Origin of the sequence: Nocardia sp. NPDC050412 (genome assembly GCF_044458825.1) — a bacterium.
GTDB lineage: Bacteria > Actinomycetota > Actinomycetes > Mycobacteriales > Mycobacteriaceae > Nocardia.
On sequence record NZ_JBITIJ010000012.1, the window covers coordinates 251004 to 266748 of the forward strand.

Below are 15745 nucleotides of genomic sequence, written 5' to 3' on the forward strand. Positions count from 1 at the left end.
GGCCCGATTCATTGGGTGGCTGCGCCCGATAGGTGGGCGCACAGGACGAAATCTCGTGTCCGAGTATGCCGCACTGGGTGGATTCGTGTGTCGCGCCCACCGTGTTCCATGAAGGCCGTGGCCCGCTGGGTGCCGCTATCTACCGATGCCTCGTTGGCGTCCGACGGCGCGACGAAATTTCATATCCGAGTGCGTCGCACCCCACCGGATCAGCCTGCCGTGTCCCGCGTGGACGGTGCGGCGTCGAGCGCAGGAACGCGCAGCTCGCCTGGCACCCGAAATGTCGTGTCCGAGTGCGTCGCATGCATCGGATCCGGTCGCGGCGCGCGCCCTGTCCTGGGACGATGTCCGGGTGACCGGACCCACCCCCGGAGGCGGCGGAGTGTCGAATGCGACCCGACGTCAAACGGGGCGCCGGTTTGGTCTACGCTGCGTAGTACTCAGGACATTCTTAGGTGGCGCGTGCGCAGACCGGAATGCCCTGAAACGTGCTTAGGACGTACCGCCGGGCGATCGCAACCCGAGCGGTGCACTGTCGGAATGTGTGGCGACCAGGAAGGCGTGAGCGTGGCGCACAAGGCGAGCGAAGAGATCGGGGCACGACCCGTGAAGGGTCGGCAGGGCCGTCTCCTTCGGCGGGTCGGCTTGGCGGTGTCCTTGGGGATCACCGCGATGCTCGTCTCGGGCTGCTCGATCGACAATGTTTGGCTGCGATTCGGCTGGCCCTCGGGCATCACGCCGCAGGCCACCCGGATGCGGGAACTGTGGACCTGGTCGGTCCTCGCGGCATTGGCGATGGGTGTGCTGGTGTGGGGGCTGACCTTCTGGACCGTCACCTTCCACCGCAAGAAGAAGGACTCCCCGGAGTTCCCGCGCCAGACCGGTTACAACGTGCCGTTGGAGCTGACCTATACGGCCGTCCCGTTCGTCATCATCGCGGTGCTGTTCTACTTCACCGTGGTCGTGCAGAACTACGTGCACGAGAAGGTCGCCGACCCGGACGTGACTGTTGACGTGACGGCCTTCCAGTGGAACTGGAAGTTCGGCTATCGCAATGTCGACTTCAAGGACGGCTACCGCTTCGACGGCATCGATAAGGCCCGCGAGGACGCCAACCAGGAGCAGCTCGAGGAGTACAAGGAGCGGACCAAGGACGGTCACCCGCAGCCGGGCCCGGTGCACGGCAAGCCGGAGAACGACATCCTGTCCTACCTGCACTACGACAAGGTCGAGACCGTCGGCTCCAGCAGTGAGATCCCGGTGCTGGTGCTGCCGACCGGCAAGAACATCGAATTCCAGCTGGCCGCCGCCGATGTGGTGCACGCCTTCTGGGTGCCGGAGTTCCTGTTCAAGCGCGACGTGATGCCGAATCCGAAGGAAAATCACTCGGATAACGTCTTCCAGATCACCAAGATCGAGAAGGAAGGCGCGTTCGTCGGCCGCTGCGCCGAGATGTGCGGCACCTTCCACTCGATGATGAACTTCGAGGTCCGCGCGGTATCGCCGGAGAAGTTCACCAAGTACATCGATGCGCGCAAGGCGGGTAAGACCAACGCCGAGGCGCTCGAGTCCATCGGTGAATCCCCGGTCGCGACCTCCACCCAGCCGTTCAACACCAAGCGCGACACCAAGAGCGCGTCCGCGGTAGAGAGCAAGTGAGGACTGATCTGAAATGAAGATCGAAGCGCGGATTTTCGAACTGCTCACGGTGTTCTTCATCATCGTGGCAGTCGTGTACGGCTACTTCACCGGCCAGTCGCGGACCGGTGTCGAGTGGGCGGGCACCACCGCGACGGTGCTGACCGCCGGTCTGTCGCTGATCATCGGCACCTACTTCCGTTTCGTCGCACGTCGCCTCGACCTGCGTCCGGAGGACTACGAGGATGCCGAGATCGTGGACGGCGCGGGCGATCTGGGTTTCTTCTCGCCCGGCAGCTTCTGGCCCATCACCCTGGCCGGCGCGGGCTCCATCACCGCTCTCGGCCTGGCGTTCTTCCAGTTCTGGCTGATCGGCATCGGTGTGGTCTGCATCCTCGGTGCGGCCGCCGGTCTCGTGTTCGAGTACTACCTCGGCCCCGAAAAGCACTGAGCGAATAGCTCTTTCCGAAGCGCCTCACCGGAATCCGGTGAGGCGCTTCGGCGTTTCGGCGCAGTCTGCCACGTGCGACGGCCGAGGCTCGCGCGGCGTCGTAATGAATGATCGCGATCGGGCTTCGGGACCAGTGTGTCGATCGGTGCGCGCAGCACGAATCCCGGATGCTCGTCGAAAGTGTTCACGCGGACATGTCCGCTCGGGCGAAGCGGGAGAGGATGCGGTTGGTGCAGCGGGGTGCGACGCCGGCCAGTCCGCGCAGGGTGCGCGCGAAGCGGGGTTCGAGACGGGCTGGGCGGGTGCGGATGGCGGTTTCGATCAGGCGGGCGGCGTCGGACGGTTCCAGTGCGGGTTCGGTGACGTAGTGCGCGATGGTGCCGGTATCGGGTTGCACGGCCGGATATTGGACGTCGGTCACCTGGATGCCGCGCGGCGAGAGTTCGGCGTCCACGCATTGACCAAAGGTGGTCCAGGCGGCCTGGGAGCTGGCGTAGGAGGCGAAATTCGGGGTGGCGCCGGTCTTCAGGCTCCACGGGCCGACATTGATCACATGGCCGGAGCCGGATTCCAGCATGGCGGGCAGCAGGCCGAGCGTCAGGCGCAGCGGGCCGAAGTAGTTGGTCGCCATCATGCGCTGGTAGTCGCGGAAGCGATCCAGTGATTGCGAGACTGGTCGGCGCAGCGGTCGGCCCGCGTTGTTGATCAGCACATCGACCCGGCCGAAATCGCTGAGCACCCACTCGACCAGCTGATCGACATCACCCAGTGCGGAGATATCGCAGCGGAACCAATTCGCCGCACCGCCCGCATCGACGATCTGATTGCAGGTGGCGACGAGTTGATCCCCGCGCCGGGCGACCAGCAGCAACTGCGCCCCCTGTGCGGCAAGCAGCGTGGCGGTGGCGCGACCGATTTCGGAGCACGCATCCGTCACGAGAACCCGTAGCCCCTCGACGGATTCGGGCCGCTGACGCTTACGATCCGGCAGATGGGTCGGGGCAGTGCGGAATTCGAGCATCAGAGCAACCTTCACCGTAGATGGGCTGAACCAACGCATCGACACCCCGCCGACAGTGCCGAAGGCGACCGCCGCCGCCGACAGATAGCCGACCGCCGAAGGGACGGTGAGGCTATTTGCTGGCGACTATATGCGGCGCGACACAGTCTAATCCGTGGAGTCGTACCTCAGGGCGTGTTCGGATGCGCAGATCTCATCGATTCCGGTAACGATGTCGCGCAACAGTTCTGAGGGCAGCGCGGAGGGCCGCAAACGGCAGGTGAAGGTGATCAGTCCGTGGTCCTCGACCGCGAGTCCGTGCGCTTGTGCCTCCTCACGCAGGTACTTCGAGCGCACGCCGTAGGTCATCGCGGAGATGACGGTGAAGCATCCGGTCCGCTCCCGGTGTCCAGCAAATAAATCGTGCAGTCTGTAGAAAACCGAGGCGTAGGTCGACAGCGGCGCGAAAATCGCGACCCGGTAGGCGGGTCCGCGTTCGGAGGAGCTGATGACCGTGTCGGCCAGATACTCCGCATCGCGCAGTGTCAGCACCTTCGGGGCGAACATGAGCGCGCCCGCCGCGGCATTGCGCACCGGTGCGCCCGCGCGCCCGCCCGCGGCAGAGGCGATGACGCCCAACGACTTCCTGGTCTTGGTGCCGACCTCACGTCGCGCACGCAGCGAGCGGGTGGGCGTGGTGGGGTAGAGGCTCGACCACTGACCGAACCGCACGGTCCCCAACTGCACGTGGCCGGTGCCGACCGGACGCGACACCTTCAGCGGCGCGGTATCGACCCAACGACCGACCTGCAGTGCGACATTGCCCGGCCGGGCGATTTCGGCGTAGGCGTGTTCGACGAAGGAGTCGAAGTCCAGGAAGCGGTCGGCGTCGGTGGTGAGCCAGGTGTGGTCCTTATCGATGTCGACCGCATCGAGGGTGAGTGCGGTGATGATGCCCGCGCGCCCGCCCGCGCCGAGGATCCGGTGGAAGCGCTCGGTGTGGTGGTTGCGACCGCAGGTGCCGATGCGTCCGTCCGGATCGACGTACTCCAGGTCCACGATCTGATCGATGAACATGCCGTACTTGTGCGATGCCGTGCTGACACCGCCGACCGAGGCGAAACCGCCCGCGGTGATATCGCGGTGGTCGCCGACGATCGGCAGCCCGAGCCCGTGCGCGCCGAGGCGTCGATCGATATCGGAGAGTTTGGCGCCCGCCTGCACGCGGACGGTCCGTCTGCCGAGGTTGATATCGAGCACCGCATTCATCTTCCGCAGCGACACCACAGCGCGCGGATCGGGTAACGACAGACCATCGTCGATCGGTTCGCCGCCACGCACCGTGAGGTTTTCCGCGCGACCGCGTGAATTCCGCACCGTACGAACGACATCCGCGGTGTCACGAGGTAGATATTCTTCGGCGGCGACAGTGTGCGGCGTGCTCATGGATCGAAAGCTAACCACAGCGCGGTCTCCGATGCTCGTTCGATCTCTACTGTTACCGGACTGGCGGCGCCAGCCGCTGGCTGAACAGGACGTATCCGGTCGCATCGCACAGATTGACCGTCAGTTCTCTTGACTTGCCATCGATCAGTACCTCGCCGAAATGTTGGAAGCTGTCCAGCGGTGAGGCGTTCTGAACGGCGGGCGCGTGCACGAATACCGCCTCCGGCCCGAAGGTGCCGTCGAGCGGATTCGGGCCGAACGCGCCGGCATTCAGCGGTCCGGACACGAACTCCCAGAACTCGTCGAAGTCGGTGAAGGAGGCGCGCTCGGGCGAGTAGTGGTGGGCCGCGGTGTAGTGCACATCCGCGGTCAGCCAGACCACGCCGCCCACCTTGTTCGCCTTGATCGCCGAGAGCACTTGGGCGATTTCGGTTTCCCGGCCGGATGGGGCGCCGTTGTCGCCATTGGCGGGGCCCTCATAGGCCGTCACTTTTTGTTCACCGTCCTTGACGACAAGTCCGAGCGGTAGGTCGTTGGCGACGATTTTCCAGGTGGCCTTGGAATCGCGCAGACCTGCGATGAGCCACTTCGTCTGTTCCGGACCGAAAATGCGACCGGTGGGTCCGTTGTCGGTGTCGTTGATGTCCTTATAGGTCCGCATATCGAGCACGAAGACCTCCAAGAGCGGACCGTAGGAGATCTTGCGGTAGAGACGGCCGTCGACGGCCTCCCTGGGCTCCAACGGCATCCACTCGTGGAAGGCCTGCCAGGAGCGCGTCGCGAGGATGTCCATGCTGCGGTCGCTGTAACCCTTGGTCTCGGCGACCAGTCCGCCGTGGTACCAGTTGTTGACGGTTTCGTGATCGTCCCACTGGACCACCTGGGCGACCGAGGTATTGAAGCGGCGGTAGTTCTGGTCGGTCAGGTTGTAGGCATAGTTGCCGCGGAACTGCTCCAGCGTCTGCGCGACAGCGCTTTTCGCCTCGGAGACGGTATTGCGCCAGATCCGGCCGTCGGGCAGCGTCACCGATTCCCGCAGCGGACCATCGGCGTAGATCGAATCACCGGAGTGGATGAACAGGTGCGGGTCGCGCGCGGCCATGGCGGAGAAGATCTTCATACCGCCGAGGTCGGGGTTGATGCCGTAGCCCTGGCCGACCACATCGCCGGACCACTGCAGTTTGATATCCGACGCGGCAGCGGGCACGGTGCGGAAGACCCCGGTGATCGGTTCGGAGGTCGCGCCGTCCTCGCCTTCCAGGCTGACCCGGTAGTGCACCAGCTGGCCCGCGGGCAGACCGTTGACGCGCACACGCCCGGTGCCATCGGAATCCGGGGTGAGCAGTGGGCCGGTGAATCGTTTGGCGTCGGTGAACGATTCGGTAGCGGCGGTCTCCACGATCAGTTTCGCGGGCTGATCGGAGCGCGCCCAGATCAGCGCGCCATCGGTGCGCGGATCGCCCACCGCGACGCCGTGGGTGAGATTCGGGCGAGGACGGACCAGCGTGGGTCCGTCGTTCGAGCAAGCGGCGAGCACGGGGACCGCGACGGGACCGAGGGCGCAGGTGCGCAGCAGGGTGCGCCGGGAGATGCCGAAGTCCGAACCAGTCATTGGCTCACCTTGGCGCAGGGAGTCCAACACCATGTGAACTCCCATCATCGGCTCGGCCAACAAGCGGCCGGTATCAGCTGCGTGGTCGGAGTTCGATGATCGGAATGAGTCGGTCGGTCTTCTTCTGGTAGCCGAGATAGCGCGGTTGCACGGCGGTGATCTGCTTCCATGCCTGCTCACGGCGTTGCTCGTCCAACTGTTCAGCCGTGACGTGGTACTTCGTACCGCCCACCTCGGCCCAGACCTGATCCGGATGTGCGGCGATATTGTGATACCAGCCCGGATGCTGGATCGCGCCGCCCATGGAGGCGACGATCAGCCAGCCGCCGTCATCGGCCGGAAACCGGCTCACCGTCACCTGACGCTCCGCACCGCTCTTCGCGCCGACGGTGGTCAGATACAGCAGGTCCATCCCCATGAATCGGTCGTGGCGGAAGCGGTGATATCGCTCCATCGCCCGGATGAAGAAACGGAATACCGGATTGGGTGAGGGCGGTCGGGAACCTCGGGTGCCCGCCGGAATCTTTTGAAAACTCATGATTCGCTCCCCTACCGCTCGGAACTGTCCGCCTAACAGCATTCCACTTCGGTGATCATTTCGGGGCCGGACGCCAGATGACAGAAGACCCCGAACCGATGGTTCGGGTCTTCTGGTGCACGCCTCAGATGGTGTTGTCGCAGAGGATTTCGAATGCACGGACGGCGTCTTCCGGGAAGACGAGTACCCGGTGGCGGGCCGGGTGAGCCGGGCCGATGGTGGCGCGGATCCCGTTATCACGCAATAGGCCGCGGACCGTGCGGGCGGTGGCTTCAGTGGCGACCGTCGCTGCCGCGACGAGCAGCCCGTAGTCCTCGGTGACCGGCTCATGCGAGCGCGTGAGCCACATCATGGGGTGTGCCTTTCGCCGTCGGTGCTTCGGTCCTGGTACTTCTGCAGCACGGCGAGCTGTTTGCGTTCCTCGGCGTGCTCGATCTCGAAGAACCGCTCGGATTCCGCCGCGGGATCGGGTCGCAGGAAGCTACCGGTGCCCGGTTTGCCCGCGGAACCGAGTTTGTTCATCTTCTTCGGGATCGCCGCGCCCTGGTAGGCCAGTGGGATCGGATGACCGTGCTCGTCGACCGGCCCGAGCGCCTGGTGCACCTCGACATACTCACCGTGCGGCAGTCGCTTGATTATGCCCGTTTCGATGCCGTGCTCCAGCACCGCCCGGTCACTGCGCTGCAGACCGATGCAGAACCTATAGGTGATGAAGTACGCGATCGGGGGTGCGATCAACAGGCCGATGCGGCCCATCCAGGTGGTGGCATTGAGCGAGATATCGAACTTCAACGCGATGATGTCATTGACACAGCTGAGCGTCAGCACCACATAGAAGGTGATCGCCATCGCGCCGATTCCGCTGCGCACCGGCACATCTCGCGGCCGCTGCAACAGATTGTGTGCCGCGTAATCCTTGGTGAGCCGCTTCTCGATCCATGGATAGGCGGGCAGGATCACGAGCACCAGCCCCATCACGACCGCCACCCAGAACGCCGCCGGGATGGTGTAGTTGCCGAGGTATATCTCCCACGGCGGCATGAGCCGGGCCAGGCCATCGGTCCACATCATGTAGAAGTCCGGTTGCGAACCCGCCGACACCTGCGCTGGGTTGTAGGGCCCGAGTTCCCAGATCGGATTGATCTGGAAGACACCGCCCATGACCGCGACCGTGGCGAGGGTGAACATGAAGAACGCACCCTGGTCCGCCGCGAAGACCGGCACGATGCGCGCACCGATGACATTGCGCTCGGTGCGACCCGCCCCCGGGAACTGCGTGTGCTTCTGATACCAGACCAGCGCGATATGCGCTGCGATCAGCGCGAGCATGATGCCCGGGAATAGCAGCACATGCGTGATGAACAGACGAGGAATCAGCACCTCGCCCGGAAATTCGCCGCCGAAAAGGGCGAAGTGGATCCAGGTGCCGACGATCGGGATGCTCATCGTGATCCCGCCGAGCGGTGAACGCAGGCCGGTCCCCGACAACAGGTCATCGGGCAGGCTGTAACCGAAGTAGCCCTCGAACATGGCCAGTATCAACAGCGTCGACCCGATCACCCAATTCGCTTCGCGCGGTTTGCGGAACGCGCCGGTGAAGAAGATCCGCAGGCAGTGCACGATTATCGCGGCCAGGAACATCAGCGCGGCCCAATGGTGTACCTGCCGGACGAACAGACCGCCGCGCACCTCGAACGAAATGTCCAGGGAGCTGGCATAAGCCGCCGACATATGCACACCGCGCAGCGGTTGATACGCGCCGTCGTAGACCACTTCGGTCATCGATGGATCGAAGTACAGCGTCAGGTAGATGCCCGAGATCAGCAGAATGATGAAGCTGTACAAGGCGATCTCGCCGAGCAGGAAGGCCCAATGCGTCGGAAAGACCTTATTGATCGAGCGTTTCACGAAGGCCGCGGCGCTGTACCGCTCATCCGCGGCGTCGGCATGCCGCGCCGCCTTCGAACTCATCGCTGGCTCCCGTCCGAGCCGAGTGGCGCCACCTCGTGACGAATGGACAGCACAGGCATTGTCATCTCCTCCTCGATCGGAAACCGGTACGCATAAGACGGTTGAGCGGTCCGAAACGTGACGGCGTGGATGTGAGAGGTTTTGCCGGAGTGCGAATCAGCGGGCGAATGCCCCTGATGGGAGGCACCGCCGTGTGACGGAGATCTCGTCAGGGCTCGGGGAGTTCGTTCAATGCGGCGACCCGGTGTTGCCGAGATCGCCCATCCGCGAGCGGCGGGCCGCCGATCGGCCGGTAGGGTACCGAATCCCGTGCACTACTGCTGGTGCTCATGGCCGTAGGACTCGAGGCGCGAACGCCCCGGGCATCCGGTGCGCTGCCGCCACGAACGCCGCACATGCTTCGGATTGTTTAGCCCCGGTGGCTGTTTCGACCCCGCTATTGACGTCCACCGCGAACGGACGCACCCGTGCGATGGCATCGGCGACATTGTCCGGGCCGAGCCCACCGGCGAGGATGACCGGGCAGCCCAGTTCGTGCAGCGCTGTCACGATGGCCGCGCTCACCGACCAGTCGTGGGTTCGTCCGGTGCCGCCCAAGCGGTCCGCGGTGCGTGAATCGAGTAGTACCGCATCGCAATCCGCGGCGGCCTGACGTGCGGCGTCAGTCGCCTCCGGTCCCGTGACGTGCACCGCCTTGATGATCTTCCGGCCACCAGCGGTCTTGCGGACTTCACGAACAGTGTCGATGGCGACGAGACCGTGCACCTGGATTGCGTCCACGCCGATTCGGTCGGCTAGGTTCACGATCGCGGCCGCGTCCTCCAGATGGGTGACCAGGACACGGGTGACGAAGGGGGGAACGAGCCGCGACAGCGCCTCGGCGTGTTCGGCGTCGAGGGCATCTTCGCTGAAATGGGTAATACCGGAGATCAATCCGATGGCGTCGGCACCGGCGGCCAGCGCGATCCGCAGATCGTCTTCGGACCTGATCCCGCAAATCTTTGCCCGCACAGTCACGACTAAACGATATGCGCCGGGCTGTGCAACCACCGAAAACCGAACGAGCCCGGTGCGTTCGGCACCGGGCTCGTGGAGGTAGGAGGGCTAGCTGGCGGCCGTCTCCGGGATGCGGGTGGGTTCGGGGGCCGGACCGCTGGGGACACCCTTCTTCAGGCTGGCGGCGTAGACGTCGACGTATTCCTGGCCGCCGAGTTGCATGAGTTCGTACATGACCTCATCGGTGACGGCGCGTTCGACGAAGCGGTTGCCGCCCATGCCTTCGTAGCGGGAGAAGTCGAGGGGGGCGCCGAATTTGACGGTCACCTTGTGGCGGCGCCAACGAAACGGCCCGGGCGGGCAGACCTCGAAGGTGCCGATGACCGCGACCGGGATAACGGGGACGCCGGTCTCGAGCGCGAGACGGGCCAGGCCGGTCTTGCCCTTGTACAGCCGACCGTCGGGGGAGCGGGTGCCCTCCGGGTAGAGGCCGACGAGGTGACCCTTGTCGAGCAGTTTGCGTGCGGCGTTGAGCGCATCATCGGCCGCGCCGGCGCCGCTGCGGTCGATCGGGTACTGGCCGGTGGCGCTGAAGAAGAACTTCTGCAGCCGGCCCTTGAAGCCAGGGGCGGTGAAGTACTCGGCCTTGGCGAGATAGCTGATCCGACGCGGGCTCATCAGGGGAGCGAACAACCAGTCGGAGAAAGACAGGTGGTTCCCGGCCAGGATGGCCGGTCCGTCGGCGGGGATATGTTCCACGCCTTCGACCGTCGGACGGTTGTAGAGGTGCATGAACGGTCCTGGGAACAGGTACTTCAGCATCCAGTAGAGCATGGCGTCCTAACCCCCGCGGCCGGGATCGTTTACGGGTACAACCGTCTGTTGCCGACTTTACCGCTGGGTAGAGATCACATCCAAGCCGAGCGGCGTATCTCACCACATGTTCTCGAGTACTGATAACCGACCACTCAGTGGGTGGAACGAGCCACCCAGGAACGGCCGCGGCCGGTCTCGGCGAGGGTGGCCCTGGCGAGCTCCGCCGCGCCGATCATCCCCGCCGCCTCACCGAGCTGCGTGGTCCGAATCCTGGCGAGTGGTCGATGCCCCGCACCGGTGATCGCCCGCGCGTACTCCTCGCGCGCCTCGTCCAGGAACTGCGGCGCCGAACTGCTTACGCCACCGGCGATCACGATCAGCCCGGGATCGAAGATATCGCTGACGAATGCCAGCCCGAGCCCGAGCCAGCGGGCGAAATCGGCCATGACCGCCACGGCCAACGGGTCGCCGTCCTGGGCGGCCCCGGCCACCCGGCGTCCGGTCAGCGAACCGGGATCGCGCAGCACCTCACGCGCCAGCACGGTCGAATGCACCGGATCGGTGGCCAGCATTTCGATCGCGGTATCGACCAGAGCCGTTCCGCTGCAATACCTTTCCCAGCAGCCGCGCTTGCCACACGGACAGGACCGGCCCTGGGGCACTACCTGCAGATGTCCCAGCTCGGGTGCGACACCGTGCGTGCCCCGATACAGTTCGCCGTCGATGAGCAGCGCCGCGCCGATGCCGGTGCCGATCGCGACGAGCACTGAATTGTGTCCGCCCGCGGCCGCACCGAATCGGTACTCGGCCCACATGGCGGCATTGGCGTCGTGCTCGAGGATCACCGGCAGTTCGAGGCGTTCGGTGAGCCGCTGCGCGACCGGGGTGTCCTGCCAGGGTAGGTGCGGTGCGAAGCGCACCGTCGAGCGATCGGCGTTGATGAACCCGGCGACTGCCAGGCCGACCGCGCCGATCGGATGTCTGCGGCACAGTTCGCGGACCGCGCGATCCAGCGCGTTCTCCAGCGCGCGTGCCGAATGCGGTGTCGGCGCCACCACGGTGTCGAGCACCTCGCCGTCGCCGTCGACCACCGATGCGCGAATATTGGTGCCGCCGACGTCGATTCCGACGGTCAGTGGTCGCGCATCCGCTACTCGCGCCGTCATGCCTTGATCGTTACGGGGATGCCGATATAGCGGGATCGCTTGCGCCCGGACGAGTTCGACTGCCGCGTGCGGATATCCGCTTCGGCAGGTGTGGATTCCGTATCCGGTGCGTCGTCGTGCTTTTCGGGAGCGAACGAATGATCGTGCGGCACACCGTCTTCGGGCATGACCGGATCGACCGGGACCCCTGCGAGCGCCTCGCGCAGTACCGTGACGATCGCGGTTCCGTGCTCGGCCACCACCGCAAGCACATCGTGATGCTCACCGCGCACCAGCGCCGCGGCCGCGCAGACCGGGCACCAACTGCAGCTCGACCAGTCCGGCTGTCCGTCGGCCGCGCGGCGCAGTACGGGTTCGACCCGTTCGAGCACCGCCTCGGCCAGCAGCTTCAATTCCTCGGCGAATTCGCCGAGGCCGTCACCGGGCTCGGCAGCGCCGGGCCAGTCATTCGATTCGCTCATGCCTGCGCCTCGCTGAGCTCGCTCATACCGGCCACACTTCCGGGTCCGGGTGGAAACGCACGATCAGATAGCCGTCGTCGAGTTCGGCGCCGTCGACCGTGCACCGCCGCAATACCGGCGCCAGGCGCACCCGGCGTCGGACCCCGTCCGCTCCCACGATCAAATCGTCCTCCACTCGTCCCAGTCGCAACGTCGCCGGATCGACGACGGGCAGGTGCATCCGCAACGCGTACACCGAATGCAGACCGGTGCCCGATTCCAATCGAACCACCGGCTCGCCGGAACTTGTGCGAACCTCCGCCGGATTGTCGCTCAGCTTCGAGTCGGCATTCAACCGCTCACCCGAATCCATCGCATACGACAGCGCGGACAGGGACGTGAGCCCGACCGGTTCGGGCCCGGTGTGCTGTGCGATCAGCACCCGTGTCCCGTTCATACCCCGTTGCAGCCGGTTCACCACATCCAATTGTTCGGCGCGTCGATTCACATACCACTGCACGGCGGGATGGGCGGCCACCTCGAGTGCGGTCGGCGGGGGCACGGCGGGCAGCACCTTGTTCACCACCACCGCGTCCAGCCGCAGCCCGAGCAGCGCCGCCGCCGAACGCACCCGCTCCGATTCGGCGATGGCGACCTGTTCGGCGACGGTGATCAGTCGCGCACCGGTGCGGCCGTGATCGGCGAGCAGGTCGCGTACCTCGGTCACCGCCTTGACGATCCGTTCGACCGTGGTGGCCAGCACCACGCGCCGCAGATCGGTGCCGACCATACTCATCGCCCGCTCATGCGGCGGCCATATCCGCTCCACATAACCGAGCAGGGTTTCCGGCGCGGTGATGATGCGCAACATGTCCGCCGAGGGCGGACAGTCCACGACGATCACATCCCAGTCGTCCTCGGCGGCGAACTGGGTGATCTCCACCAGCATCAGCAGTTCCTGCACGCCGGGCAGTCCGGTCAGTTCCGCCGGATCCAGTGCTGCCAGGTCGATGCCGTGATCGTGGTCGGTTCCGGTCGCGAGCACGCGCACCACCTCGCGGAACCGATCCTCCAACAGCGCAAGGGAATCGACCTCGATCACATCGAGGCCGGGCAGTACGCTCGCGACCCCGGGCACGGTGCCTGGATCGTGCGGAAATCGGAAGCCGAGTGCGTCACCGAGCGAATGCGCCTGATCCAGCGAGGCCACCAGCACCCGCTGCCCCGCCCTGACATAGGCCATGGCGGTAGCGCAGGCCAATGTCGTCTTGCCGACCCCGCCTTTGCCGATGAATAGTTCGACCCGAGTACCGGCCGCCTCGGGTTTGTGCGCGATCAGCCTTCGACCCGTTTCTTCAGTTCCTTGAGCGCGGTATCGGTGATCACCTTCTCGGCCTTGCGCTTGAACATGCCGATCATCGGGATATTCAGGTCGACGGTCAGCTCATAGGTCACCTCGGTGGTGCCGTCGGGCTGGTCGACGAGTTGGTAGGTGCCGTCCTGCGCCTTCTGCAGTTCACCGCTGATCAACGTCCAGCTGACCGATTTGTCGTCGGGCCGCCAGGTGTAGGACAGCACATAGGTGTCCTTGACAACTCCGGCATCCAGAACGAAGCGCGCGGTCCGGGCCCGGCCGCCAGCGCTCTTCTCCAGCACCTCAACGGTTTTGGCCGCCGAGACCCACTGCGGGTAGGACTCCAGATCGGCGATGACGGACATCACCCGCTGCGACGGTGCATCGATGATGATCGACCTCTGGGTCCTGTCGGCCATGGCGGACAACGATTCCTTTCAGCTGCTTCTGCTGTGCTCGTGTGCGTCAGCGGGCGGTCGGGACGGTGTGTGCCGGTGCGACACCGGCCGCGCGGCCCGCCTCCAGCCTGGCCTTGATCTCGAACGACATATCCTTGCCCGCCACCCGGCGCGCCCGATTGGCTGCGGCCAGATCCCGTGTCGGCGCCTTCGGTTCGGCGTGCAGGAAGTAATGCAGGATCACCCCATCCAGAGCGGGCTCCAGCCATACTTCCATGGTTCCGGTCAGCGCACCGGTGATCGACCAGCGAATACCCTTGTCGGCCCGGTCTTCCCGGACGCCGAGGGTCAGATCGGGCCACCAGCGGCGCCAATTGTTCTCCCCGGACAGGATCTCGGCGACCGCCGCCCCGGGGGCGGCGACAAACGTCTGATCAGCGACCTGAATACTGCTCACGGCTTCGCCTCGCTGACGCTCGGCTCCGCCGTGCGCAGAGCGCGCTGGCACATGGTTCGCTCGCTCACGGCTGCGCCTCGCTGACGCTCGGCTCCGCCGTGCGCAAATGCGCGCTGTGTCTTTGGTTCACTCGCCGGCGCTCGTTCACAGCCCGAGCGTAGTAGATCACAGTCCCGACCTGTGAGCCGCCGTCGCCTTTATTGCAGCAGTTGACGCAGCCGAGCGCCCAGGCTATCCCAGCGCCACCGTTCCTCGACCCACGCGCGTCCCGCCGCGCCCATCTCGGCGGCGGCATCGCGATCGGACAGGATCTCGACGATGGCGGCGGCGATTTCGGTGGTCTTGCGTCCATCGACGACGCGGCCGGTCTTGCCCTCCAACACGGTCTCCGGCGCACCACCGGACCGTCCGGCGACCACCGGCACTCCAGACGCCGAGGCCTCCAGATACACGATGCCAAGACCTTCGACATCGAGGCCGGCCCCGCGGGTACGGCTCGGCATGGCAAACACATCGGCCAGGGTGTGGTGGGCCGCCAGTTCGCTGGACGGTACCCGGCCGGTGAAGATCACGTCATCGCCGACACCGATGGCCGCCGCGAGCGCGTGCAATTTTTCCTCGTATGGTCCGCCGCCCGCGATCACCAGCACCGCACCGGGAATCCGCGCGCGGATCTCGAGCATGGCGACGATCAATGCGTCCTGGCCCTTGCGCGGAACCAGTCGGGAAAGGCACAGGACAGTCGGGCGATCGCCGAGTCCGTAGCGTTCACGCAATTCCGCGCGCGCGGCCGGATCCGGTCGGAACACCTCGGTATCCACTCCCGGCGGCAGATACTCGAGCGAGGCATTCGGTCCGAACGCCGAAGCGAACCGCCCGCGCGTATATCTGCTGACATAGGTGACGACATCAGTGTGCTCACCGATCGCGCGCAACGCCTGCCGCGCACCCGGCAGCATGGACCAGCCGACCTCGTGGCCGTGCGTACTGGCCAGAATCCGGGAGGCGCCCGCGCGCCGCAGCCTCGGTGACAGCAGCGCCAGCGGCGCCGCCGCACCGAACCACACCGTGTCGCAGTTCTCGCTGCGCAGCAGGCGTGCCGCCCGCCGCAGCACCAGCGGGGTCGGCAACATCAACGTGGTCGGATGGCGCACCACCTGGAACTTCTGCTTCGCATCGAATTTCAGATGACTGTCACCACGCCACCGCGGAGCGTAAACGACCAGATCATCGGGCGGCAGCTCACCAGCCAACGCCTGCAGATACGACTGGATACCGCCCGGCCGCGGCGGGAAATCGTTGGTAACCAGCAGAGTTCGGGCCATGCGAACAAACTACTGTGTTGGATTTGCCGCACCTGCGGCTGTGTCTAATTGCCGCGCCTGCGGCGCGGCGGGTTCGCGGCCCCCTGGTGTCTCGCGTCCGAGCCGTCGAGACTCGCGACTTCGTCGCATGCGCTTCG

The 15745-nt window shown here is 65.4% G+C and carries 16 protein-coding genes; 2 read left to right on the forward strand and 14 right to left on the reverse strand.

The genetic code is table 11. The features are described from left to right. Positions 1–606: 606 nt before the first annotated feature. Both ACIBI6_RS30665 and ACIBI6_RS30670 read left to right on the forward strand, forming a co-directional pair. On the forward strand, positions 607–1659 hold the full coding sequence (locus tag ACIBI6_RS30665) for a cytochrome c oxidase subunit II (protein ID WP_364345712.1): 1053 nt from the start codon (positions 607–609) through the stop codon (positions 1657–1659). 13 nt (positions 1660–1672) lie between these two features. Then, the gene (locus ACIBI6_RS30670) at positions 1673–2089 is read left to right on the forward strand and encodes a cytochrome c oxidase subunit 4 (RefSeq protein ID WP_040688533.1); all 417 of its coding nucleotides are present in this window, start codon (positions 1673–1675) and stop codon (positions 2087–2089) included. Between the two features lie 184 nt (positions 2090–2273). On the opposite strand, the gene ACIBI6_RS30675 is transcribed toward ACIBI6_RS30670, so the two are convergent. The 14 genes from ACIBI6_RS30675 to ACIBI6_RS30740 form a co-directional block, all read right to left on the reverse strand. After that, the gene (locus ACIBI6_RS30675; protein ID WP_396958635.1) at positions 2274–3110 is read right to left on the reverse strand and encodes an SDR family NAD(P)-dependent oxidoreductase; all 837 of its coding nucleotides are present in this window, start codon (positions 3108–3110) and stop codon (positions 2274–2276) included. Between the two features lie 147 nt (positions 3111–3257). Beyond that, complete coding sequence (locus ACIBI6_RS30680; RefSeq protein ID WP_364345255.1) at positions 3258–4535, reverse strand: FAD-binding oxidoreductase; 1278 nt, start codon at positions 4533–4535, stop codon at positions 3258–3260. Between the two features lie 52 nt (positions 4536–4587). Beyond that, positions 4588–6147 (reverse strand): alkaline phosphatase D family protein, encoded by a 1560-nt coding sequence (locus ACIBI6_RS30685; RefSeq protein WP_396958636.1) that lies wholly within the window; start codon positions 6145–6147, stop codon positions 4588–4590. Between the two features lie 73 nt (positions 6148–6220). Further along, the gene (locus tag ACIBI6_RS30690) at positions 6221–6685 is read right to left on the reverse strand and encodes a nitroreductase/quinone reductase family protein (protein ID WP_364345251.1); all 465 of its coding nucleotides are present in this window, start codon (positions 6683–6685) and stop codon (positions 6221–6223) included. Positions 6686–6809: 124 nt separating this feature from the next. Then, positions 6810–7037, reverse strand: coding sequence for a hypothetical protein (locus ACIBI6_RS30695; RefSeq protein ID WP_396958637.1), 228 nt, complete (start codon positions 7035–7037; stop codon positions 6810–6812). After that, complete coding sequence (locus tag ACIBI6_RS30700; protein WP_396958638.1) at positions 7034–8656, reverse strand: cytochrome bc complex cytochrome b subunit; 1623 nt, start codon at positions 8654–8656, stop codon at positions 7034–7036. The genes ACIBI6_RS30695 and ACIBI6_RS30700 overlap by 4 nt, the downstream gene beginning before the upstream one ends. Before the next feature lie 327 nt (positions 8657–8983). Beyond that, positions 8984–9673 (reverse strand): phosphoribosylanthranilate isomerase, encoded by a 690-nt coding sequence (locus ACIBI6_RS30705; protein ID WP_396958639.1) that lies wholly within the window; start codon positions 9671–9673, stop codon positions 8984–8986. An 87-nt stretch (positions 9674–9760) separates the two neighbouring features. Then, a complete protein-coding gene (locus tag ACIBI6_RS30710; protein ID WP_396958640.1) occupies positions 9761–10486 on the reverse strand; it encodes a lysophospholipid acyltransferase family protein in 726 nt (241 codons plus the stop codon). Positions 10487–10620: 134 nt separating this feature from the next. Beyond that, on the reverse strand, positions 10621–11634 hold the full coding sequence (locus ACIBI6_RS30715) for an ROK family protein (protein WP_364345241.1): 1014 nt from the start codon (positions 11632–11634) through the stop codon (positions 10621–10623). Further along, positions 11631–12095, reverse strand: a complete 465-nt coding sequence (locus tag ACIBI6_RS30720; protein ID WP_396958641.1) for a hypothetical protein — start codon at positions 12093–12095, stop codon at positions 11631–11633. The genes ACIBI6_RS30715 and ACIBI6_RS30720 overlap by 4 nt, the downstream gene beginning before the upstream one ends. 22 nt (positions 12096–12117) lie before the next feature. Beyond that, a complete protein-coding gene (locus tag ACIBI6_RS30725; protein ID WP_396958651.1) occupies positions 12118–13413 on the reverse strand; it encodes an ArsA family ATPase in 1296 nt (431 codons plus the stop codon). Next, on the reverse strand, positions 13410–13847 hold the full coding sequence (locus tag ACIBI6_RS30730) for an SRPBCC family protein (protein ID WP_364345237.1): 438 nt from the start codon (positions 13845–13847) through the stop codon (positions 13410–13412). Before ACIBI6_RS30730 ends, ACIBI6_RS30725 begins: the two co-directional genes overlap by 4 nt. A 46-nt stretch (positions 13848–13893) precedes the next feature. Continuing rightward, a complete protein-coding gene (locus ACIBI6_RS30735; RefSeq protein ID WP_364345235.1) occupies positions 13894–14283 on the reverse strand; it encodes a polyketide cyclase / dehydrase and lipid transport in 390 nt (129 codons plus the stop codon). A 197-nt stretch (positions 14284–14480) separates the two neighbouring features. After that, positions 14481–15608, reverse strand: coding sequence for a glycosyltransferase family 4 protein (locus ACIBI6_RS30740; protein WP_364345233.1), 1128 nt, complete (start codon positions 15606–15608; stop codon positions 14481–14483). Between the last annotated feature and the right edge of the window lie 137 nt (positions 15609–15745).